This window comes from Tatumella saanichensis, assembly GCF_000439375.1.
Taxonomy (GTDB): Bacteria; Pseudomonadota; Gammaproteobacteria; order Enterobacterales; family Enterobacteriaceae; genus Tatumella; species Tatumella saanichensis.
Window position 1 is genome coordinate 86,615 of record NZ_ATMI01000012.1, and the last position, 22,896, is coordinate 109,510.

General features: G+C 52.4%; 20 protein-coding genes. 6 read left to right on the forward strand and 14 right to left on the reverse strand.

Annotated elements, in window-relative coordinates; all coding sequences use genetic code 11:
• Nucleotides 1-11: 11 nt before the first annotated feature.
• Entirely contained in the window at nucleotides 12-3,914 is a 3,903-nt protein-coding gene (gene hrpA / locus DW47_RS0106100) for an ATP-dependent RNA helicase HrpA (protein WP_029685507.1), read from the reverse strand.
• 251 nt (nucleotides 3,915-4,165) lie between these two features.
• On the opposite strand from hrpA, the gene DW47_RS0106105 reads away from it, so the two are divergent.
• Nucleotides 4,166-4,765, forward strand: a complete 600-nt coding sequence (locus tag DW47_RS0106105) for an FMN-dependent NADH-azoreductase (protein ID WP_029685508.1) — start codon at nucleotides 4,166-4,168, stop codon at nucleotides 4,763-4,765.
• 53 nt (nucleotides 4,766-4,818) lie between these two features.
• Here DW47_RS0106105 and DW47_RS0106110 read toward each other — a convergent pair whose 3' ends face one another.
• Entirely contained in the window at nucleotides 4,819-5,013 is a 195-nt protein-coding gene (locus tag DW47_RS0106110; protein WP_029685509.1) for a YnbE family lipoprotein, read from the reverse strand.
• The gene (locus tag DW47_RS0106115) at nucleotides 5,013-7,643 is read right to left on the reverse strand and encodes a YdbH family protein (RefSeq protein ID WP_029685510.1); all 2,631 of its coding nucleotides are present in this window, start codon (nucleotides 7,641-7,643) and stop codon (nucleotides 5,013-5,015) included. Before DW47_RS0106115 ends, DW47_RS0106110 begins: the two co-directional genes overlap by 1 nt.
• Before the next feature lie 177 nt (nucleotides 7,644-7,820).
• On the opposite strand from DW47_RS0106115, the gene DW47_RS0106120 reads away from it, so the two are divergent.
• Nucleotides 7,821-8,813: a 2-hydroxyacid dehydrogenase gene (locus tag DW47_RS0106120; RefSeq protein ID WP_029685511.1), complete on the forward strand. Its 993-nt coding sequence runs from the start codon at nucleotides 7,821-7,823 to the stop codon at nucleotides 8,811-8,813.
• Between the two features lie 24 nt (nucleotides 8,814-8,837).
• Here DW47_RS0106120 and DW47_RS0106125 read toward each other — a convergent pair whose 3' ends face one another.
• The 3 genes from DW47_RS0106125 to zntB all read right to left on the reverse strand — a co-directional run bounded on the left by DW47_RS0106125 (nucleotide 8,838) and on the right by zntB (nucleotide 11,487).
• Nucleotides 8,838-9,113, reverse strand: coding sequence for a putative hemolysin (locus DW47_RS0106125; protein ID WP_029685512.1), 276 nt, complete (start codon nucleotides 9,111-9,113; stop codon nucleotides 8,838-8,840).
• Nucleotides 9,114-9,275: 162 nt separating this feature from the next.
• Nucleotides 9,276-10,169 carry a tRNA 2-thiocytidine(32) synthetase TtcA gene (ttcA, locus tag DW47_RS0106130; protein WP_029685513.1) on the reverse strand — a complete coding sequence of 298 codons (894 nt, stop codon included), beginning with the start codon at nucleotides 10,167-10,169 and terminating at the stop codon, nucleotides 9,276-9,278.
• A 334-nt stretch (nucleotides 10,170-10,503) separates the two neighbouring features.
• The gene (gene zntB / locus DW47_RS0106135) at nucleotides 10,504-11,487 is read right to left on the reverse strand and encodes a zinc transporter ZntB (protein WP_029685514.1); all 984 of its coding nucleotides are present in this window, start codon (nucleotides 11,485-11,487) and stop codon (nucleotides 10,504-10,506) included.
• A gap of 274 nt (nucleotides 11,488-11,761) precedes the next feature.
• Here zntB and tpx point away from each other — a divergent pair, with 274 nt between their 5' ends.
• Nucleotides 11,762-12,265 carry a thiol peroxidase gene (tpx, locus tag DW47_RS0106140; RefSeq protein ID WP_029685516.1) on the forward strand — a complete coding sequence of 168 codons (504 nt, stop codon included), beginning with the start codon at nucleotides 11,762-11,764 and terminating at the stop codon, nucleotides 12,263-12,265.
• Between the two features lie 35 nt (nucleotides 12,266-12,300).
• On the opposite strand, the gene tyrR is transcribed toward tpx, so the two are convergent.
• From tyrR to pspA, 7 genes are all read right to left on the reverse strand, one after another.
• The gene (tyrR, locus tag DW47_RS0106145; protein WP_029685517.1) at nucleotides 12,301-13,869 is read right to left on the reverse strand and encodes a transcriptional regulator TyrR; all 1,569 of its coding nucleotides are present in this window, start codon (nucleotides 13,867-13,869) and stop codon (nucleotides 12,301-12,303) included.
• Nucleotides 13,870-14,072: 203 nt separating this feature from the next.
• Entirely contained in the window at nucleotides 14,073-15,152 is a 1,080-nt protein-coding gene (locus tag DW47_RS0106150; RefSeq protein ID WP_029685518.1) for a YcjF family protein, read from the reverse strand.
• The gene (locus DW47_RS0106155) at nucleotides 15,149-16,537 is read right to left on the reverse strand and encodes a YcjX family GTP-binding protein (protein ID WP_029685519.1); all 1,389 of its coding nucleotides are present in this window, start codon (nucleotides 16,535-16,537) and stop codon (nucleotides 15,149-15,151) included. Before DW47_RS0106155 ends, DW47_RS0106150 begins: the two co-directional genes overlap by 4 nt.
• Nucleotides 16,518-16,766: a phage shock protein PspD gene (locus DW47_RS0106160; protein WP_029685520.1), complete on the reverse strand. Its 249-nt coding sequence runs from the start codon at nucleotides 16,764-16,766 to the stop codon at nucleotides 16,518-16,520. The genes DW47_RS0106155 and DW47_RS0106160 overlap by 20 nt, the downstream gene beginning before the upstream one ends.
• A 31-nt stretch (nucleotides 16,767-16,797) precedes the next feature.
• Nucleotides 16,798-17,160, reverse strand: coding sequence for an envelope stress response membrane protein PspC (pspC, locus tag DW47_RS0106165; protein WP_029685521.1), 363 nt, complete (start codon nucleotides 17,158-17,160; stop codon nucleotides 16,798-16,800).
• Nucleotides 17,157-17,387 (reverse strand): envelope stress response membrane protein PspB, encoded by a 231-nt coding sequence (gene pspB / locus DW47_RS0106170; protein WP_029685522.1) that lies wholly within the window; start codon nucleotides 17,385-17,387, stop codon nucleotides 17,157-17,159. Before pspB ends, pspC begins: the two co-directional genes overlap by 4 nt.
• A 33-nt stretch (nucleotides 17,388-17,420) precedes the next feature.
• Nucleotides 17,421-18,092, reverse strand: a complete 672-nt coding sequence (pspA, locus tag DW47_RS0106175) for a phage shock protein PspA (RefSeq protein ID WP_029685523.1) — start codon at nucleotides 18,090-18,092, stop codon at nucleotides 17,421-17,423.
• A gap of 169 nt (nucleotides 18,093-18,261) precedes the next feature.
• Here pspA and pspF point away from each other — a divergent pair, with 169 nt between their 5' ends.
• The 3 genes from pspF to sapB all read left to right on the forward strand — a co-directional run bounded on the left by pspF (nucleotide 18,262) and on the right by sapB (nucleotide 21,981).
• Nucleotides 18,262-19,308, forward strand: coding sequence for a phage shock protein operon transcriptional activator (gene pspF, locus DW47_RS0106180; RefSeq protein WP_051150846.1), 1,047 nt, complete (start codon nucleotides 18,262-18,264; stop codon nucleotides 19,306-19,308).
• Nucleotides 19,309-19,390: 82 nt separating this feature from the next.
• Nucleotides 19,391-21,019: an ABC transporter substrate-binding protein SapA gene (sapA, locus tag DW47_RS0106185; RefSeq protein WP_029685525.1), complete on the forward strand. Its 1,629-nt coding sequence runs from the start codon at nucleotides 19,391-19,393 to the stop codon at nucleotides 21,017-21,019.
• Entirely contained in the window at nucleotides 21,016-21,981 is a 966-nt protein-coding gene (gene sapB / locus DW47_RS0106190) for a putrescine export ABC transporter permease SapB (protein ID WP_029685526.1), read from the forward strand. Before sapA ends, sapB begins: the two co-directional genes overlap by 4 nt.
• 82 nt (nucleotides 21,982-22,063) lie before the next feature.
• Here sapB and DW47_RS0106195 read toward each other — a convergent pair whose 3' ends face one another.
• A complete protein-coding gene (locus tag DW47_RS0106195) occupies nucleotides 22,064-22,531 on the reverse strand; it encodes a hypothetical protein (RefSeq protein ID WP_029685527.1) in 468 nt (155 codons plus the stop codon).
• Nucleotides 22,532-22,896 lie beyond the last annotated feature (365 nt).

Genomic DNA, 22,896 nt, shown 5'->3' on the forward strand with positions numbered 1-22,896 from the left:
CCCACTGTCCATTATAAACTTTTCTGTTCCATCGCCTGCAGGATACGCTTCTCAGAAACCGGGTAAGGTGTCCCTAATTGCTGTGCAAACAGACTGACCCGCAGTTCCTCCAACATCCAGCGCACCGACAGCACATCTTCGTCGTCACGGTTCTTTTCCGGCAGCTTATTCAACCACTGCTGCCACGCCTGAGTCACCTGCTGTACTTTTAACATTCGCGCGCGATCACTGTGTGGGTCAACAGGCAGTTTATCCAGTCGCCGTTCAATCGCTTGCAGGTAACGCAGCGTATCCGCCAGCCGCTGCCAGCCATTACCGGTCACAAAGCCACGATACACCAAACCCGCCATTTGCGTTTTAATGTCCGACAGGGCCAGTGCTTGGTTCATGTCGACTTTACCTTTCAGACGTTTGTTGATCTGGAACACGCAAGTCAGGATCTTTTCTACCTGAATGGCAATGGCTACCACCGTTTCATTAAGGTGCGCACGGACCGCCTCCCGTAACAGATTAAACCTTTGTTCGGTCCACGCTGGGCCACCGTGTTCGGCCATAAGCTTATCGATCCCGCAGGAGATACAGTCGTCAATGAGGTCGGTCACCTTGCCATAGGGGTTGAAATAGAGACCCAACTTGGATTTGTTAGGCAGCTTCTCATGCAGATATTTCACCGGCGAAGGAATGTTCAGCCACAGCAAACGACGCTGACCACGCCACATATTTTTTTGTTGCAAGGCTTCACTGTCAAACAGGCGGATCGCCACACTGTCTTTTTCATCCACCAGTGCAGGCCAGGCCTGAAGCTGGTAGTTGCCCCGCTTCTGCTGATACTGCTGCGGCAGATCCCCGAAGCTCCAGATATGCAGACCTTGCTGTTCAACACCGTCATCTGCCACATCCGAAAGAGTTTCCTGCACTTTGTCCTGCAGGGAGGCTTTCAAGGTAGTGAGATCTTTCCCCTCAGCTAAGGTCTTATTACGCTCATCAACGATGCGGAACGTCATACGCAGGTGAGCCGGTACCGATTCCCACTGCCAGTCTTCACGCTCAATGGTCACGCCACTCATTCGACGGAACTCACGCTCAATCTGATCGGTAAGCGGTTTGCTGGTGTCAGTCACCCGTTGCAGGAAGGCTTCGGCATAGTTGGGCGCAGGCACGAAGTGACGCCGTAACGGTTTAGCCAGGGATTTAATCAGGGCGATCACCAATTCACGGCGGATACCTGGCACCTGCCATTCAAAACCACTGTCTTCAACCTGATTTAACAGCGGCAACGGAATATGTACTGTTACGCCGTCCGCGGCAGTACCTGGCTCAAACTGATAGCTTAATTTCAGTTTAAGGTTGCCCTGTTGCCAAAAGTCCGGGTAATCGAGACGGCTAACCTTGCCAGCCCCTTCCTTAATCAGCATCTGTTTATCAAAACTCAACAGATCGGGCTGCTCCCGACTGGCCAGTTTCCACCATTGATCAAAATGCCGAGCCGACACTACTTCCTGGCCGATACGTTGATCATAGAAATCATACAGGGTTTCGTCATCCACCAGGATGTCGCGACGCCGTGATTTATGCTCCAGATCGCCAACTTCCGCCAGCAGTTTACGATTCTCTCGCATAAAGCTGTGACGGGTTTGCCAGTCGCCTTCGACCAGGGCATGACGGATAAACAACTCACGGGATAACTGCGGGTCAATGCGTCCGTAGTTCACTTGGCGTGCGGCCACAATTGGCAAGCCGTAGAGGGTCACTTTTTCAGAAGCCATAACCGCCCCCTGGGATTTAGACCAGTGCGGCTCACTGTAATGATTTTTCACCAGATGTTTTGCCAGTGGTTCAATCCACTCGGGATCGATACGTGCCGCACCCCGTCCCCACAGGCGGCTGGTTTCCACCAGCTCCGCCACCATTACCCATTTAGGGGGCTTTTTAAACAGCCCCGAACCTGGGAATAAAGAGAAACGTGCGTTACGAGCGCCGGTAAATTCCTGCTTTTCGACATCCTTCTGGCCGATATGGGACAATAACCCGCACAGCAGTGCCGTGTGGACCTCGCGAAAAGGTGCCGGTTCGCTGTTGATCGGCAGGCGTAACTCTTTCACCACTTGGCGTAACTGGGTGTAAATATCTTGCCATTCCCGTACCCGCAGATAATTCAGGTAATCGCTGCGACACTGACGGCGAAACTGGTTACCGGTTAACTGCTGTTGCTGCTCCTGCAGATAATTCCACAGATTGACCCATGCCATGAAATCTGAGTCTTTGTCGGCAAAGCGACGATGTTTTTCATCAGAGGCTTGCTGTTTATCCACCGGTCGCTCACGCGGGTCCTGTATCGATAACGCGGCGGTAATGATCATCACTTCACGTACCGCGCCAGTGTCCTGGGCCGCCAGAACCATCCTGGCCAGTCGTGGATCGACAGGTAACTGTGCCAATTGACGGCCCAATGACGTCAATTTGTATGCCCCTTCGTAGGCAGGCAAAATACCGCCAAGCTCTTCAAGCAGACGGACCCCGTCCTGGATATGGCGTTTGTCTGGGGCTTCAACAAACGGGAAAGCAGCAATATCTCCCAGCCCCAGCGCAGTCATCTGTAAGATCACCGAGGCCAAATTGGTCCGCAGAATTTCCGGATCGGTAAACTCTGGGCGATTAATAAAATCATCTTCTGAATAAAGACGAATACAGATCCCCTCGGAAACCCTACCACAACGTCCTTTACGCTGATTCGCCGACGCCTGTGAGATCGGCTCTATGGGTAGACGCTGTACCTTGGTGCGATAGCTGTAGCGGCTGATACGGGCTGTACCTGGATCAATCACATACTTAATACCTGGCACGGTCAGAGAGGTTTCGGCCACGTTGGTGGCCAGCACGATGCGACGGCCGCTGTGTGACTGAAACACGCGGTTCTGCTCCGCGTTGGAGAGCCTGGCATATAACGGCAGCACTTCGGTATGGCGTAACTCACGGCGATTGAGGGCATCGGCGGTGTCACGGATTTCTCGTTCACCGCTCATAAAGATCAAGATATCCCCAGGCGGTTCCTGCAGTAATTCATCGACCGCGTCGAAGATGGCCTGTAGCTGGTCACGATCGCCATCACTGCTCTCTTCGACCACCGGACGGTAACGTACCTCTACCGGATAGGTACGCCCAGACACTTCAATAACCGGCGCATTATTAAAATGTCGCGAGAAGCGCTGCGGGTCGATGGTGGCAGAGGTAATAATCACTTTCAGGTCAGGACGACGCGGCAGCAGTTCACGCAGGTAGCCGAGCAAGAAATCGATATTCAGGCTGCGTTCATGGGCCTCATCGATAATCAGCGTATCGTACTGCATTAACAGACGGTCTTGCTGGATCTCTGCCAGCAGGATCCCGTCGGTCATCAGTTTGACGCGAGTATTATCACTGACCTGATCATTGAAGCGGACTTTATAGCCGACCACCTCTCCCAGAACGCTGTTCATCTCTTCTGCAATACGGGCCGCGACAGTTCGGGCCGCCAGTCGCCGCGGCTGAGTATGCCCGATCACACCACGGTTACCGCGCCCCAAGGCCATACAGATTTTTGGGATCTGTGTGGTTTTACCGGAGCCGGTCTCCCCAGCAACAATCACCACCTGGTGGCGACTGATGGCCTCGGCAATCGCCTGTTGTTTCTGGCTGACCGGCAGGTTATCTGGGAAAGTAATCTCCGCCGGAGCCGACGCCAGACGTACGGCAAGCCGCTGTTCTGCCGCGCTGATGTCCTGTTCAATCTTCTGGATTATCTCCGCAAGGGCCTGCGGATTTTTCACCTTTTCGGCACCGGACAGCCTGCGCCGCAGTTGCTGTCGGTCGCGCAAAATCAGTGGCTCAGTGCGCTGGCGGAGAAGTGACAGGGATGAACGATCCTCAGATGACATAGTCGTGTGTTACCTTGATTTGATAGGACAAAAAGACCGGCGACCGAGATTTTCGCACCGGTTGTCTGCAATGACTGTTATTGTAACATATCAGCCGCCAGCGCGTACCGGTTGCGGCAGCAAGCAGCCCAGTGATCTTATTCAGTTTTTTCGAATATAGATCTCGAAATTATCAGCTTTTCTCTGCGCACGAAGCGCCGTAAAGTGACAACATTCAGCGGTTGTACCGCCCCAATGATAGGAAAAATGTAATGAGCAAAGTACTCGTTCTGAAATCAAGTATTCTGGCCGGTTATTCTCAGTCTAGCCAGTTGGCAGATTATTATGCAGAGAAAGCGACTGCTAAAGGTGACACTGTCACTATTCGTGACCTAGCAGTCGATCCTATCCCAGTACTGGACGGTGAATTGGTCGGTGCCCTGCGCCCTTCAGACACCCCACTGAACAGCCGTCAGCAAGAAGCACTCGCGCTGTCTGACCAGCTGATCGAAGAGCTGCAGGCCCATGATGTGATTGTTATCGCCGCGCCGATGTACAACTTCAACATCTCAACACAGCTGAAAACCTATTTCGATCTGGTCGCCCGTGCTGGTGTGACTTTCCGCTATACCGAAAACGGTCCAGAAGGCCTGATCAAAGGTAAACGCGTATTAGTGATCTCTAGCCGTGGTGGTGTACACAAGGATACGCCAGCAGACCTGTTGACCCCTTACTTGAAACTGTTCCTCGGCTTCCTGGGAATGAGTGACGTGAACTTTGTGTTCGCTGAAGGTTACGGTTACGGTCCAGAAGTTGCTGCCAAAGCGACCACCGACGCCAAAGCTGCTATCGACTCAGTACTGGCAGCCTAATGTCCGTGCAGACGGCCTGTCTCAGGCCGTCTGCATCCCTCTGTGTCATGCCTTCATTTGCCACTCTCATCAGAGTTTTCGAGTAACTGCTCAACATTCTTATCCGCTTTCACCGTGATTTGATGATCGATTTTCACATTCATATCGATGGTGATCGGTTTCGAGGGCGGAGTGACTTCAATACGCGGAATACAGCCGCTCAGTAATACCACGCCGGACAAGACCGCCGCTGAGATGGTTATTTTCATCATTTCTCTCCCGCCGCAGGCCATTTCAAGTTACGTGATAATAATGACTGTAAATTACTGCCAAAATTGAGGCTCTTCCAGAGCATAAATATGTTTTCCTGATGATGATAATTAACCACGACCTGTTGGGTATGCTCACCGAAACGGCTGGCACCCTGAACGGCAGAGTGCATCGTCAAGTCGCCATTACTTTTCAGCACCACATCCGCAGCAGTTCGGCTGATTTCCATATAGCGTAGTGCATCGCTGACCACCTCGGAGCCAATACTGTGCCCTGCAATAGACTCCGCCAACTGTTTATCGATCCTGAGGGTTAACGGCCCGTCATTACGAACCTTACCGTCACGGATAATATAGTGCGGATCATTGACCCACAGTGGAAACTCGCCGTGAATGGTGCCGGACATGGCAATCTGTTTAGGATGTAATGCAGTGACCAACCGGCTGAGACTGATATGGTCGGCCCGTAACAGCGCGGCTCGCTGCTGGGGTAGCCTAAGTTCGTCCAAACTCACCGAGCCCCCCAGAACACCGGTGCTAACACCGGTGAGTCGTAGCGGTGCCCGCTGACTCCACGGATAATAGCCCTGAAGATCCGCCGTGACATCGGTTAAGCCGAAGCTATTTTCTACTCGGTCAATGGTCAGCTTTACCGGCTGATTATAACCGAATTGCCAGCGCTGCTGACGATAGCGAAACGGCAGAGAAAAATTGACGCCTTGCAACTGATTGTCCGGGGTAGCAGCCGCCCCGCGGCGGATCACCCATAATCCCCCGGCCTGAAACCCGTCTTTCGCAGACAGTGAAAAGGCGGCTTGCGCCCGCATTTTACCGCCAGTGATCGCCAGTTTCACATTCGGGGCGATCAGCGGCTGGAACACTTCCAGTGGCTGCGATGGCCACCACGCTTGGCCGCGTAACCGACGACCATCCCAGCGTCCTCGAACCGTCAGTGGCCCGATATCCCCCGCAGACAGTTTGGCAAGCAACTGAAAATGATCGGGGTCCTGGCCACTGACGGTAAACGGCAGACACAGCGGGGGGAGTTTACCCCCATAGCTGAAGCCGGTGGTGCGCGAGCTAAATTCAAAGGCTCCATTCAGGGCCGGTGAGGTTTGGCTATGATCCCATACCAGTGGACGGGTCAATGTCAGACGTGGCGCCGAGGCATGCAAGCTACCATAACGGATCTGGTCAAAACCGGTCGATAAGCGTTGCAGGGTGATCACCGGACCTTGCCACTGCCCAGTCCCCTGCAGATCCCAATTGGCCCGCAAAGGTGTCAGCCGACCACGTCCCCAGTAGCGCCATTGCCAATCGCCCTTATCCGGCCAGAAATCTCGAGCTTGGCCGGCCAATTGCAGTCGATAACGGCCATAGTCACGGTTATGTACCTGTAGAATGGCCTGTAGCGGTCCGTTAACGCCTTCGGCGGACAGATGAACACCTGCCAGCGGCCAGCGGGCTTCATCCACTTCCAGGGTGTCGAGCAAAGTACCACGCATCCGTAATAAGGCTCCGCTCTGAAAACGGATACTTGGAGAAGTTAGTGGGCCACTTAACAGCGCTGGCAGTCCAGCATAAAACTGCAAGGCTAAGCTGTTAGCGGTACCGGTGAGGCGCAGTGGTAGACTGCTGTCTTTGAGACTGAGTTTTCCTGGCCCAGCGCTCAAAACCACATTCCCCTTCCCCCCTTTGCCAGCAGTCAGAATATTCATCCGTCCGCTGAACAGGGTATTCTCCAACCCCTGATGCCAATTTGCCGCATTCAGTGCAATACCCCCTTTTAAGGGCTGATCGCCATAAGGCCACTGCCACTGTCCCCCGCTGACAGCAATCAGTTGCGAATTGACGCTCCACGGCAGTGTCAGCAAACGCTGCTTATCATCGCGGCGACTGACGATCAATTGTCCCTGTTGCTGTTGCTGTTGCTGTTGCTGTTGCTGTTGCCATTGTAGGGTAGCCATCAGCGGGATCCCCGCAATATATACCCCTGCTTGCAGATCTCCTGACGACGGCCATTGCGTGGGGTCGCCATCGAGGGTCAGCGACCCCTGCAGGCTGATGGGGTTACTGCCGACTAACGCGTAGTTCAATCGAGTGATCTGCAGTTGCTGTTGTTTAAGGTTTGCCGTCAGTTGTAGCTGTTCGCCGTCCAACATCAGGGTCTGCACCCCATCTTGACTGGACAGGGTCAACTGCCCGTCCAGTGCGGGCTGAGAAGAAACAGACAAGTGATCGACGCGGTAATGTCCGTCGGGCAACTTCTGCTGCCACTGCGCCAGGCTGAGAGGCTGGCTGCTCGGCTCACCGCTCGGCATCTGTGCTAAACAATCACTATCGATGGCAACACCGGTGGCGCTTACCTGCCACAACGACTGGCGAAACCCAAGCGCCAACCCTGTAATTTTCACAGCTTGGCACTGCTGATAGAGAAAATGGATATCCGGCAACTGCAATTGACCATGCTGCCAATGTACATTTCCCTGCCATGCTAAGCTACTGCCAGCAGGCAGAAAGCGGCCAGCTACCGTTGGCAGCCACCAACGGGGCGTCAGTATCAGCCCCGCCGCCACTGCTGTCAGCACGGCGGCCGAAATCAGAACTCCCTTTCGTTTGCCTATCTTCACATTAGCACCTGTTTCCCGTCGGTGGATGTTTAGTTAAATGAATTAATGATTCCGTTTTGAGATTATCTGGGCATTATAGTTAACTGGGCTCAGATATTTCATATCACTTTACAGAAAAATACCCTGATCTTTAGTCCTGTTACTGATCATTCCCTGCCATTACTCCGGAGCTTAGCTATGAAGATCGCGGTTTACAGCAGTAAACAGTATGACCAGCAGTCTCTTTTACAGGCGAATCAGCCGTTCGGCTTTTTCCTGACCTTTTTCGACTTCAAACTCGACCAACAGACCGCGAAAAATGCCGCCGGTTTTGACGCTATCTGTATCTTTGTGAATGACCAGTGTCAGGCCGATGTAGTGAGTGAACTGGCGGCCCTGGGCGTACGCTATATTGCCTTGCGCTGTGCCGGTTTTGACAATGTCGACCTTAACGCAGCGGCCAGCGAAAGGATAAGCGTAGTGAGAGTACCAGCCTATTCTCCCGAAGCCGTCGCTGAGCATGCTATCGGTATGATGATGGCATTGAACCGGCATATTCACCGCGCCTATCAACGTACCCGCGAAGCTAACTTTTCTCTAGAAGGTCTCACCGGATTTACGTTACACGGTAAAACCGCCGGTGTGATTGGTACTGGGAAAATTGGCGTGGCGACACTGAAGATCCTCAAAGGGTTTGGCATGCGCCTACTGGCTTATGATCCTTACCCGTCAGAACAGGCCCGTGAAGTCGGAGCGGAATATACCAGCCTGGATCAACTGCTGCGGGGATCAGAGGTGATCAGCCTGCACTGCCCATTGACACCAGAGAACCATCACCTGCTGGACAGTGCCGCCTTCAGTAAAATGAAGCCAGGAGTGATGATCATTAACACCAGCCGCGGCGGACTGATCGATTCAGGTGCAGCCATTGACGCACTCAAACAGCGAAAAATTGGCGCGTTGGGGATGGACGTTTATGAGAACGAGCGCGATCTCTTCTTTGAAGATAACTCCAATGAGGTGATCCAGGATGATATCTTCCGTCGCCTCTCATCCTGTCATAACGTGCTATTCACCGGCCACCAAGCCTTTCTGACCCACGAGGCGTTGCAAGCGATTGCCACCACCACCTTGGAAAACCTGCAGCAATTAGCGGCCGGTCACCACTGCGTTAATCAAGTGACAGCCTAACCGCAAAACAGGAATGCGCCCTGTTTAGCGGGCGCAGTTACCACTAATCAATGCCGTTTCGCTGCACTGTTTACCATTCATCAAGCGACACATCCCGATACGACTGCCATCCAGTTGCCGCGCATAGGCGAGGCTCCCCCCGGCATCGGCGCAGTTAGTTTCCGCGACAGAAGACATCACGACCGGCTGAATGTGTGCTGCAGTGGCCTGTTGTGGCGGGTCATTATCATCGTTGTTATGGCTGCTACAAGCAGAGAGAAACAGGCTGGCTGCCACCAGCAATAATGCGGCACTTTTCATTCATCGGGCTCCGGGAGGATAGTCGGGTGAGTCCACAGAATATGATAGTGCTGGCTGCGGGTCGATATCTGTTACTTATTTTTACGATTTAAACACGATGGCTAAGAAAAATGCCCGCAGTAATGCGGAAATAACGCCTACCGATCGGCAGGCGTTGGAGGGTTAAAGATTAGTGATATCGATATATAAAGAGTGATCGATATTGGTTGAAGAGACTGTCGCCTCACTGAACCCATAGGCTTCCCGCTCGCCTTCACGGTCGAGTGGCAAGTTTTCAAAATCAAATAACTCGCGGTCCGCCAACTGACTCGGGCTAACATGTTGCAATGATTTAAACACGCTCTCAACGCGGCCCGGCTCTTTTTTATCCCAACCCGTCAGCATCGCTTTGATCGCCTGACGCTGCAGGTTTTCCTGTGAACCACAGAGATTACAAGGGATGATCGGGAAGGCTTTATGGTCGGCGTAACGGATGAGATCTTTTTCTCGACAATAGGTTAGCGGGCGGATCACCACATTACGACCGTCATCAGAACGTAGTTTCGGTGGCATTGCTTTCATCCTTGCACCGTGGAACATATTGAGGAACAGCGTCTCAACGATGTCATCCATGTGGTGGCCCAGGGCTATCTTGGTGGCACCAATTTTTTCCGCAAACGAGTAGAGGGTTCCACGACGCAGGCGTGAGCACAGCCCACAGGTGGTTTTCCCTTCTGGGATCTTCTCTTTAACCACCGAATAGGTGTCTTTGTCGACGATATAGTAAGGAATATCCAACTGCTCGAAATACTCCGGCAGGATATGCTCCGGAAAGCCGGGTTGCTTCTGATCGAGGTTGACCGCAATCACGCTAAAGTTAATCGGCGCCACTTTTTGCAGGCTGAGCAGAATATCCAGCATTGCAAACGAGTCTTTGCCACCACTCATACAGGCCATCACCACATCATTTTCTTCAATCATCTGATAATCGGTAATAGCATTGCCAACATTTCTGCGCAGACGTTTCTGGAGTTTATTGAATTCGAGGGTATCTTTTCTGGTATCTGTCTGATTCATAGCGTCTGTTCACACTGCCGGAATACCGGCGATTAAGGTCCTGGTTGTGTACCTGCGGGCATGGGCGCGGATTATACGGATTTTTAGACGGCGGGGAAATCACCTTTCACCGAGAAGTGACTAGTGGGAGAAACAGAAATAAAAAAAACCGGCGTGGTTAACGCCGGGGTCATAAGAATTAAATGTGCTATGCAATAATTCAAAAAGTAAGACAATGTGGAGCACAACGCCCATCGCTTGACGTTGCATTCACCTGCGGGAAGGAGTATCCGTCATCTGCGCCGGCCATGCGTTGACACAGATCATTTTTTTGCTATTAAGTCTTTCCGCTGTTTTATAACCACTTACGATCTTTAAGCCACCAGGTAACGCCTAGGGCAATCAGTAGCAACACACCACAGAATACCGCGAAACCATAATGCCACTGTGCCCCCGGCATACCACCGAGATTGACGCCAAACAACCCAGTCAGAAAACTGGCGGGTAAAAACACCATCGCCAGCAATGACATAATATAAGTACGACGGTTCATCGACTCTGCCAGCAGCGCATCGATTTCATCGGTGAGCACCGCGGTACGGGCAATACCGGCGTCGAGGTCTTCAATCCCCCTGCCCAACTTATCCGAAATGTCCTGCATCAGGCGTCTTTCCGCATCACCCATCCAGTTGAATTTCTCACTGGCAATACGCGCCAGCACATCCCGTTGCGGGGCCATATAACGGCGCATCACGATCAACTGTTTTCGCAGTAACGCCAGTTCACCGCGTCCCGGCACCTGAGCTGCCAGTAAGTTATCTTCCATGTCGATGATTCGGTCATGGAGATCTTCGATAAATTCACTGATGTGGTCGGTCAGAGCATCACAGAACTCCACCAGCCAGTCGCCAGCATCGTCCGGACCATTGCCCTTTTGTAATTCTGCCCACACATCTTCAACGGCGGCCACTTTGCGTTGCCGGGTGGTAACAATCAGCTGATCATTAATAAAGATCCTCACCGCCACCAGCTCATCCGGTCGAGCATTTTCATTGAAGTTGATGCTGCGCAGCACAATCATAAATCCGTCAGCCAGTCGACTAACACGCGGGCGCATACTCTCTCCGGCCAATGCATCACGAACTTGATCCGGCAATAGAGGTGTATTTTGCAGCCAATCGGCACTCTGCTGTTGGGCATAATTGAGATGTAGCCAGCAAGGGCGTTCACAATTCACCACTTCGGTGGCGCTAATCGGCAGCATGCCTCCTGTCCCGTCAAGCTGACAGGAAATGATCGCATCAGAGCTGTGCAGGTCTTTACCGTCAATGGTGTTCACATCGTCCCCTTACTGCGGTTGCCATTTGTAAATATCACTATTGTAATGATTTAGCTCCGACTGGCGAATCGTAAAGCGTAAATAGGCATGACATTCGTCAAGCTTAGGGGGCCCAACCATATTCAATCACGGCGGTAGTCTGGCTATTTATCCATCATTCAGCGCACGCGGCGTCTAATCAGCCGTGAAATCTGTGATAGATTAACCGATAACTTGCACTGCCCGCGGCCCCTCCGTGCGGCAGCCATCTGTCAACGATAAGAAGGAATCTATGATGTCTCAGACCGTCACCTTAAAAGGCCAGCCTATTGCCGTTGCAGGCCAGATCCCTGCAGCAGGAACCTCCGCTTCGGCTTTCACGCTGGTCGCTAAAGATCTGAGCGATGCGACACTGGAGAGTTATGCCGGTAAGCGCAAAGTCCTAAACATTTTTCCGAGCATTGATACCAGCACCTGCGCCACGTCGGTACGCCGTTTCAACCAACTGGCCTCTGATTTGGATAACACCGTAGTCCTGTGTATTTCTGCTGACCTGCCGTTCGCCCAGAGCCGTTTCTGTGGTGCCGATGGTCTGGAAAATGTCGTGACCCTCTCCACTTTCCGTGGCAGCAACTTTAGCGCCGATTACGGTGTGGAAATCCAGGAAGGGCCGCTGAAAGCCTTAACTGCCCGCGCAGTGGTAGTACTGGATGAAAACAATCAGGTGCTGCACGCCGAACTGGTCAGCGAAATTGCTGATGAGCCGAACTACGACGCTGCCCTGGCTGTTCTGAAATAAGGGTGATTAAAGGGGCTCGACGCCCCTTTAACCTTTTACTCCTCAGCGTCAGCTTTTTTCTGACTGAGTCCGTATTCCCGTAACTTATTGGCTATCGCGGTATGAGAAATACCCAGCCGTTTGGCCAGTTTACGCGTGCTTGGATAATGGTTGTATAACCTCAGTAATACCGCCTTTTCGTAACGACCGGTAATGTCATCTAGTGAGCCTTCCAGATCTTCTTCCGGCAACAGCTCCGCCTGAAACTGTTCAGGTAAGGTAATATCACGGGGTCGCAACTCGTCGCCTTCCAATTGGGTCATCGCACGATACAGGGTATTCCTTAACTGACGGACGTTGCCCGGCCAGTGATAGCGGCAAAGAAAGGGGGCCAATTGCGGGGAGATAAGCGGACAAGTAATGCCCTGCTCATCCGCATATCGGGCGACAAACATCTCAGTCAACGGCAGGATGTCGCGGGTGTGCTCACGCAGTGGTGGCAAGTTGAGAGTCAGCACATTCAACCGATAAAACAGATCCTCACGGAATTGGCCACGGTTAACCAGTTCCTGAAGGTTTTTCTGGGTGGCACAGATCACCCGTACATCGACATGCACCTCGTGCTCTTCACCCACCCGGCGGAAAGTCCCGTCATTAAGGAAACGTAGCAGTTTGGTTTGCATACGTGGCGACATTTCACCGATCTCATCCAACAGTACCGATCCGCCATTTGCCTGCTCAAAAAAACCTTTTTTATTTTCAAAAGCATTCGGATAAGCCCCAGCGGCATGACCGAACAGTTCACTTTCTGCGACATCATCGGGCAATGAGGCACAGTTCAGTGCCAGAAAAGGTTTATCGCCGCGATGACTGCGTTGGTGGCAAGCTCGGGCCAACATATCTTTGCCGGTACCGGTATCCCCGATGATCAATAACGGCGCATCATGCATCGCTAACTTTTTCGCTTGAGTCATTAGTAGCCGCATTTTCGGACTGACTGCCACAATATGTTCAAAACCAGTATGATCGCCAACGGTCAAATGCTGTAACTGATGGCCCATCCGGGCGGTGGATTTCAGCATAATCATCGCACCTACCGGCAACATTTGCTGCTCTTGTTCTCCAGGCAGATAGATAGGCAACAGTTCCATCACAAAATCGCGACCTTGGACCACCACCGACTGGGTTAATGACGTGACAGTGTCACCATTTGGCCAGTCAGAAAATTCTACCCCTTCAATTAAGTGGCTGACCGGATGGAGGTGCATTTTCTCAGCATCCATAGCGAAGAGATTTTGTGCTGCCGGGTTGGCGAGCTCAATTCGCCCTTTTAGGTCGATAGACAATACCGGCTCTGGCATCGCCTGTAGCAGTGAATTCAAGGCTCGGTTTTCACGCTCAGAAGGCATATCGGTGACAGTACGCACATCTGCGACTCCCGTAGTGCGCCGGATCTCTGCCATCAGCGAACTGAATTCCTCGAAAGGAATAGTACTGAAACGTAGGTAGAGACGCTCCAAGGCAACGATTTCAATGCCATAAAGATCAATATTACGCGCTACCAGCAGGTCAAGAAGTTCACGAACCAGCCCTAGCCTGTCTTTACAGATAATTTCCAAGCGCATCAACGATATCCACTCATTCAGATTATTGCAGCAATATAACCCGTGCGCCGGTGTGGAAGGAAGCTATGTGGCAGGAAAAGTTGACAGTATATAGGCGAATAGTAGAAGAAAGTGTCCATGGGATCACCCATAAGCGCCCAATAGAAGCGAAAGAGTGTAAATCAGAATGACTGCTGTCACTGGATCATGACAGCAGTAGCGACTTAACGGTGATGGCGGCTTTCTGTAGAAGTAGCCGGTTTCTTTTTCAGGGCTTGGCCAAGCTGATCGATAAGCTCAGAACGGAAATCACCCAGGCGTGGTTTCTCCCCAGGTTGCCAAGGTATAGGTCTGCATAACTCCATCGCCTTAAGGCCTAACCTCGCGGTTAACAGCCCAGCACCAATACCTTGAGCCGCCCTACCAGACAGCCGTGCCATCAGATCTTGCGACATCCAGTCAAAGCCGACCTCACGCACCAGTTCAGTGACACCAGCGAAAGCAATATTAAACAGTACCCCGCGCAACAGGCGGATGCGGCTGAAATAACCGAGCTCAATACCATAGATGCGGGCAATCTGATTGATCATACGAATATTGCGCCAACCGATAAACAACATATCCACCAGCGCCAACGGACTGACGGCGATCATCAGTGTTGATTCGGCCGCATAACGACTGATTTTCTGCCGCGCCTGTTTATCTGCCTGCGGCATGACCATGGCAGCATAGAGTTTAATCACTTCCTGGTCATTGTGCTGGTCTTCAAGGACGGACAGCCAGCGGCGGTAAGCCGGATGACTGCTATCTAGACCACTGCTCGCGGCCAACTGCTCACAGAATTCACGTCCAGCATCGGTGCCATGGCTGTTAAGTAACTCCGCCGCCTGATCACGCTGCTGTGCGCGGTGACGCAGTCGCCACAGTTTACGCCATTCGCCAATCAAACTACCGACCCCAGCTACCATCACCAGTAACAACGACAGGGTTCCCCCGAGGGCGAACCAGTCCGCACGGTGCCAAGCAGCCCATAACCACTGACCGGCCTGCGCAACGACGCTTATCATCAGCAACAGCACTGCTAGCATCAGCAACCGTCGCCACAGAGATTTCCGTGGGCGCAGCACTGAGGTGATCACTTCGTCATCCGCCAATCCGTCTACCGAGGTTTCCTCCACAGACGGATCCGCAATAAATTCTGCCTCTGCGTCGGCAAAGTGTTGGGCAGGTCGCAGAGACGGCGGCGGCTCTGGCGATTGAAACGGCGCATCCACCCGTGGCTGCAGCGGCTTATCCTGACTCATCGTAATTTGTCTCCCAGTAAAAACTCCAGCGCACTGTCCATACGGATATGCGGCAATGGCCGATTCGGGTCCATCACTGCCGGACGAAAGGACTCAAAACGAAACCCGCCCTGCTGCCAAAAGTCGGCAGCCGGTAAGCGGGCCGGAACGTCACCTGGATAAAAAGTCAGCGGGGTGCCCTCGGTTAACAGATGTCCGCGCAGCGCAGGTAGAGTCCGCTGTTGCCAATTAAGGCTGCCCGCTTCGGTGGCCCGTATCGACGCCAGCCCTAAGCACTCCATTTTTATCCCTTCAAAGGCTGCATGTTGGCGGGCATCCTGCACCATTTGTTGTAATAGTGAGACCAAGTTTGCGTGCTGGTTAGCGGTAATATGATCCGCTTTGGTGGCGGCAAACAGTAACTTATCAATGACCGGAGAAAAAAGTCGGCGAAACAGGGTGCGCTGACCGTAATGAAAGCTTTCCATCAATTGTGTCAGTGCCATTTGCATATCGTTAAAAGAATCAGGGCCGCTGTTCAACGGCTGTAGACAGTCCACCAGCACAATTTGGCGATCAAATTTAACGAAATACTCTTTATAAAAACGTTTTACGACATGTTGGCAGTAGTAACGGTAACGGGCTTGCAACATACCGAAATTGGTACTGTCCCCAGCAGTTGAAGGATCCGCCGTTACCTGTGCTGGCCAAGGGAAAAATTGCAGCGCCGGTGCACCGTCCATATCCCCTGGCATCACGCAGCGACCTGGTTGGATAAAGTGCAAGCCACTCTGTTTACAATCATGCAGGTAGGCCGTCCAGGCCGCAGAAATCTCCGCCAACTGATTTTCATTGGCAGGAGCCAGTGGGTCCAACTTCACCGCGAGACGCTGCCACTCGGCAGCTTTTTTCCCTCTCTCACCTTGCAGTAGCCCCGTCATCTGCTGTGACCAGCTTAGATAATCTTGCCCCAACATCGGTAGGTCTAATAGCCATTCGCCGGGATAGTCGATCAGCTCTACATAGAGGGTTGAAGTCTCTTTGAGGTAGCGCAACAGGGAGTCCTGAGGACGGTAACGTAATGCCAATCGCATTTCGCTAATACCCCGAGTCGGGCTCGGCCATTGTGGTGGCGTGCCATAGAGTTCGCTGATGCCACTGTCGTAACTAAAACGGGCGATACCCATATCCCGTTGCGGGACTCTACGTACGCCGAATAGGCGCTCATCCCGTACCACCGTGAACAGTGGCAGGTTAGCGCCGTTATGGACATTAAGCAGTTGGTTAACCAGAGAAGTAATAAAAGCCGTTTTTCCGCTACGGCTCAGGCCAGTGACCGCCAAGCGCAGATGTTTATCTGCGCCACGATGTACCAGCGAGGCGATTTCATTTTGCAGTCTCTTCATGCTTTTCCCTGAACAGGCGGGCGGATACTTTTTTCATTATCGCAGATAATGCCGGTTCCAGCACCAAGGCCAGGGCTATCCGTACCGGTTTACGGCCCACACGGTGCAGCACCCGGGCTGCCAGCCCGGCCGGTGTCCGGCTGAGAGCGGTAATAATTACAAATTTTGCCGCAGACTGCAGAACGGGTGACACTTTTTTCAAGGTGTCATGCTGACGGGTCGTTTTCATTGTTTCTCCTCATAGATCCCGTAGGATCCTGTTAAAGCTGCCGGAAACGACTCCTTACAGAGAAGGTTTCCGAGGTAACATAGCGTTCAATTTCCCGAACCCGCTGTTCATCACCACTCAGTTCGGTTTCCAGTTGGGTCAACCGTTCTGAGGCGGTCGGGGTATCTGCCTCCTCGCCAGCCTCACCAGGTGCCTTTTTGTCGAGAAACCAGCCGAGGGCGAAATAGACCACCAGAGTCAGTACAAACAGCCCAGCAAACATCGAGATAATGACCATTACACGGATCAGGGTAACGGGTACATTTAAATACTCTGCCAGTCCGGCACAGACCCCCATGATTTTCCCCTGCTGCGGGTCACGTCGCAACGGACGTTCAGGCAAGCTGATATTCATCGTGGTTCCCTCCACTGTGGGTTTTCAGCATCCAGTATCGCTTCCAATGCCTGAATACGCTCACGCATCCGCGCGGCATCGGCGCTAACCTGTTGCAAACGCTGCATCTCCTGCGGCGATAATGCGTTTAGGCTGCGATTACGATTACTGTAGTGCAACCACAACCAAATTGGGGCCACAAACAAAACAAAAATAGTCAGCGGAATGACTAACAAAACTGCGCTCATAGATCCTCCTTCACTGTGTCGCAGTAACGGGCATTACTGCCCGTCGGTACGCTGCATTTTTTCTTTTAGCGCGGCCAGCTGCTGACTGATTTCGTCGTCTTCACGCAGGCTGGCAAACTGCTGGTCCAGTGACGGCGATTTACCAAAACGCTGGCTTTCCGCCTCGGCTTCCATATGATCGATACGGCGTTCAAAGGACTCAAAACGCGCCATCGCTTGATCGATTTTACCGCTATCCAGCTGACGACGCACATCGCGCGAGGTGGACGCCGCCTGATAGCGTAGCGTCAGTGCCTGCTGACGAGCACGGGTTTCAGTGAGTTTGCTTTCCAACTCCGTGATTTCCGTTTTCATACGGTCCAGGCTTTCTTCTGTCTGCGACAGTTCCTGGGTCAGCGTTTCGGTCACTGCGGTTAATTTCTGTTTTTCCTGCAACGCTGCACGGGCCAAATCATCTTTGTCTTTACGCAGTGCCAATTCGGCTTTTTCCTGCCAGTCCTGAGACTGCAACTGCGCCTGATCGATACGACGCTGTAATTGTTTCTTTTCTGCCAGTGCCCGCGCGGAGGTGGTACGTACCTCAATCAGCGTGTCTTCCATTTCCTGAATCATCAGGCGCACCATCTTTTGTGGATCTTCGGCGCGTTCCAGCAGTGAATTGATGTTGGCATTCACAATATCGCTAAAGCGTGAAAAAATTCCCATGTTTTCTTCTCCTCAATGTCTTTGATAACCAAAATTGTGTTGTTTCCGGTATTACTTGCAAACCCCATGCCAATTTTTAATTTATTGATTTTATTTGATTTTATTTCATTGAGAAGCCTAGCAGTTCCGGTAAAATAGTGAAATTAATTACTAAGTGGTCAATTTAATCATGAATGAACGCCGCGACAGTCTGCTGGGTGAGTCCAATAATTTCCTTGCCATGTTGGAACAGGTCTCTGCACTAGCACCGCTGAATAAGCCAGTGCTGGTAGTCGGTGAACGGGGAACCGGTAAAGAATTGATTGCTAGCCGCCTACATTACCTCTCCTCGCGCTGGGATGGACCTTTTGTGTCATTGAACTGCGCTGCCCTGAACGAAAACCTGCTGGATTCGGAATTATTTGGTCACGAAGCTGGGGCGTTTACCGGAGCCCGCAGCCGCCATCTGGGGCGATTTGAGCGGGCAAATGGAGGTACGCTGTTCCTAGATGAGTTAGGGACAGCCCCAATGATGGTGCAGGAGAAATTGTTGCGGGTCATCGAATATGGTCAACTTGAAAGGGTCGGCGGCAGCCAACCATTGCAGGTCAATGTACGGCTAGTGTGTGCCACTAACGAAGATTTGCCTGCCATGGCAGCAGCAGGCCGCTTCCGTGCCGATTTGCTCGACCGTTTGGCCTTTGACGTGGTCACTTTGCCGCCCCTGCGTCAGCGCCGTGCCGATATCTTACTGCTCGGTGAACACTTCGCTATTCAGATGTGCCGTGAACTGGGGCTGCCCCTATTTCCTGGCTTTACCCCTTACGCCCGTCAGCAACTGCTCGACTGGCCGTGGCCCGGTAACATCCGTGAATTGAAAAATGTCATAGAACGCTCGGTCTATCGCCATAACGATAGCGAACGGCCGATGGATCATATTATTTTTGACCCGTTTCACCAGCAGCCGCTGAACGACTTCCCCAGTCCAGAATCGTCTCTCCCTAACTCAGCAACACTTCCCTCTCTGCCAATGGATTTACGCGACTGGCAAAATCGTCAGGAGCGCGAATTGGTGGAGCACAGTTTGCAGCAGCATCTGTACCACCAGCGTAACGCAGCGCAGGCGCTGGGATTGAGTTACCATCAGTTAAGGGCGTTGATCAAAAAGCATCATATTTCTACCGATCGTGGCGCTAGCGGAGGGCTGCCGCCTATTGCTGATGCGTCAAAGCAATAGGCGGCAGAATGCAGACGAGGCTTGGGGTCAGTCGCCGGTTTGCGATACACTTCAACAATACTGTTAAAAATTCCTGAGTATTATGCTGAAATTATCCTCTGCCCTGCTGCTGGGCCTGACGCTAAGCCTAAGTAATGCCCTGGCGGCCAGCCAGCCGGATATCAGACAAAGTGGTTTTGTCTACTGCGTCAATGGGGTACTGAATACCTTCAACCCGCAGTTAGCCAGCAGTGGTCTAACCGTGGATACCCTCGCCGCCCAATTGTATGACAGTCTGCTGGGAGTCGACCCCTACACTTACCGGTTAGTGCCGCAACTGGCCTCTTCGTGGGAGGTGAAAGATAACGGCGCGACCTATATTTTTCATCTCCGTCAGGGAGTCCCTTTCCAGACCACCGCATGGTTTACCCCACACCGCACCATGAATGCCGATGATGTAGTATTCAGCTTCTCACGGATGTTTAACCGAAATGATCCTTGGCATGAGATTGGCGGCGGCCATTACCCTTATTTCGACAGCTTGCGCTTTCCGGATAATGTTAGCAGCATCAAGAAACTCGATAATATGACCGTTGAGATCCGGCTGAAACAACCGGATGCCTCGTTTTTGTGGCATATCGCCACCCACTATGCACCGATCCTGTCTGCCGAGTACGCACATCAACTCAGCGCCAGCGGCCAAGAAGAGCAGATGGATCGTCAGCCGGTGGGAACCGGCCCTTTTCAACTCAGTGAGTACCATTCTGGTCAGTTTATCCGCCTAGCGCGCAACCCCCACTACTGGAAAGGGATGCCACGCATGAAGCAGGTGGTGATTGATATCGGTGCTGGCGGCACCGGTCGCCTATCTAAATTGCTCACCGGTGAGTGTGATGTGTTGGCTTACCCCGCCGCCAGTCAATTAGATATTCTACGTGATGATCCACGACTGCGGATGAGTTTACGGCCGGGCATGAATGTGGCCTATCTGGCGTTTAACACCCGTAAGCCGCCACTGGATAATCCGCAGGTGCGTAAAGCCCTGTCATTGGCGATCAATAATGAACGCTTGATGTCGTCAATTTATTACGGCACCGCAGAAACCGCAGCCTCCATTCTGCCGCGCGCCTCTTGGGCCTATGATGCGCAGGCCAGTGTTACCGCCTATGATCCCATCAAGGCACAGCAACTGCTGAAACAATTGAATGTGCATGATTTACAGCTGAAACTGATGGTGCCTACCGCCTCTCAACCCTGGAACCCCAGCCCGATGAAGACGGCAGAACTTATCCAAGCGGATCTTGGCCGAGTTGGCGTCAGTGTGGATATTGTGCCCGTAGAGGGCCGTTTTCAGGAGGCACAGTTAATGTCGCTCAATCATGATATGACCCTAGCCGGCTGGGCCACCGACAGTAACGATCCTGACAGCTTTTTCCGGCCCTTACTCAGTTGTGCCGCTATCAGTTCTGCCACCAACTATGCGCACTGGTGTTATCCGCAATTTGACCAGATTGTCCATAATGCGCTGATTTCTCAGCAGCTTTCGGAACGTATCGATGACTATCATCAAGCTCAGCAAATGTTGTCCGAACAGATGCCGGTGCTTCCACTAGCTTCTTCGTTGCGTTTACAGGCTTACCGTTACGACATTAAAGGCTTGGTATTTAGCCCGTTTGGCAATACCTCCTTTGCCGGCGTTTACCGTGACGATTCTGAGGATAATCAACCATGATTATTTTTATTCTCCGCCGATTAGTACTGCTGGTAATCACCCTATTTCTATTGTCACTGGTGGCCTTCAGCCTCAGCTATTTCACTCCCCATGCCCCGTTGCAGGGTGCTTCCCTGAAGGATGCTTGGTGGTTTTGGTTTTCCAGTATGTTACAAGGCGATTTCGGCGTTTCTAGCGTCAACAGTCAGCCAATCACCGAACAATTATCTGAGGTGGTACCTGCTACCCTGGAACTCTGTGTGTTAGCCTTTGCACTGGCCCTGATTGGCGGTATTCCCTTGGGGATCACTGCTGCCGTGATGCGCCGTAAGTGGCAAGACACTTTAATCAGCGCCCTGGCTCTGCTGGGCTTCTCGTTGCCGGTATTCTGGCTGGCACTGCTGCTGACGATGTTCTTCTCCCTGACGCTCGGCTGGCTTCCGGTATCCGGTCGGCTAGATCTGCTTTATCCACTGCCACATATTACCGGGTTTGTGCTAATCGATGCTTGGCTGTCTCATTCACCGTTACGCCATGAGATGCTGCTAAATATTCTTCAGCACCTGTTATTGCCGGTGATCACTCTGGCGGTGGCACCGATGACGGAGGTTATCCGCTTAGTGCGCAACAGTAGCTTGGAGGTAATTGATAAGAGCTATGTGAAAGCGGCTATTACCCGCGGACTGTCTCGGGTGACGGTGATCCGTCGCCATGTGCTGCACAATGCCCTACCGCCGATAATTCCACATCTCGGTTTACAGTTTTCCACCATGCTAACGCTGACGATGATCACTGAAGTGGTGTTTAACTGGCCAGGTCTGGGCCATTGGCTGATTGGGGCTATCCGACAGCAGGATTATGCCGCCATTTCAGCCGGGGTGATGGTGATTGGCAGCTTAGTGATGATTGTCAACGTGCTCTCCGACATACTCGGTGCAGCCCTAAACCCGCTGAAACATAAAGAGTGGTACGCGCTGCGCTGACAGGTAATGCTCAACTTAAGGCCTTGTCAAAGGGATGATATCAGTGCTGTGGCTGGCTAAAGCAGACCACAGCACTGTATAACTACTGGGTGATACAGCGGTTGACACGACCTGCGACGGCAGCCAGTGCATCCACCAGCGGTTGCGGGTTTGCGGTCAGCCACTGACTGCTGGCGGGGACACTGCCCTCAACCGGTGCTTGGCGAATATCCCGAAAATGATAACGGGTCAGTGGTGCATCATTCGTCACCTGCAGTTGATAGCTGACGTTAAAGGTATTGCTTTCTCCTAGGCGCTCTACCTGATAGTGACTGTTCCCCACGTAAACGTTCCCTTGCGGTGTCAGCCCTTCACTGCTGAGACACTGCCCAATACGTTGCGTGTTCAGCACGGTATTCGGGGGTTGCGGGAAGGTTTTCTCATAGCCGGACTGTCCGTCTGCTTCTGCTATGACCCCTTTGATCTGCGGTGTAGAGGGTGATGTCAATGCGGCACAGCCGGACAGTAATACGGCGGCTGATAACAGGGTCAGCCCTGTGTAATTTCTCATTGGTCTCTCCCTGATTAATTAAAAAAAGTGTCCCCTGACAATACTCTGCACCGTTGGTAATGAGAACGTTTTTTCACATAGCCTCGCTTAAAAGCTGCCAGTAAAGACCATTGCTGGGCGTTTAACGGCCGGTAAAATCAGGATTTATCACCTTCCAACCCTTGCATCCGCCAGCGGGTGCGACGGATAATTCAGGGCGCGGACTGTGATAACCGCCCACCTGAAAGGGTAAATAAAGGTATACTGACTGAGTGACGGCTTTCACAGTATCGGCCCCTCGGTATAACGGTAACCGCTACCTAGGCGGCGTCAAGCTGCAAAAAGTAAAGCGATATTCATAATGTTAATTTTATGCAAAGCAGGTC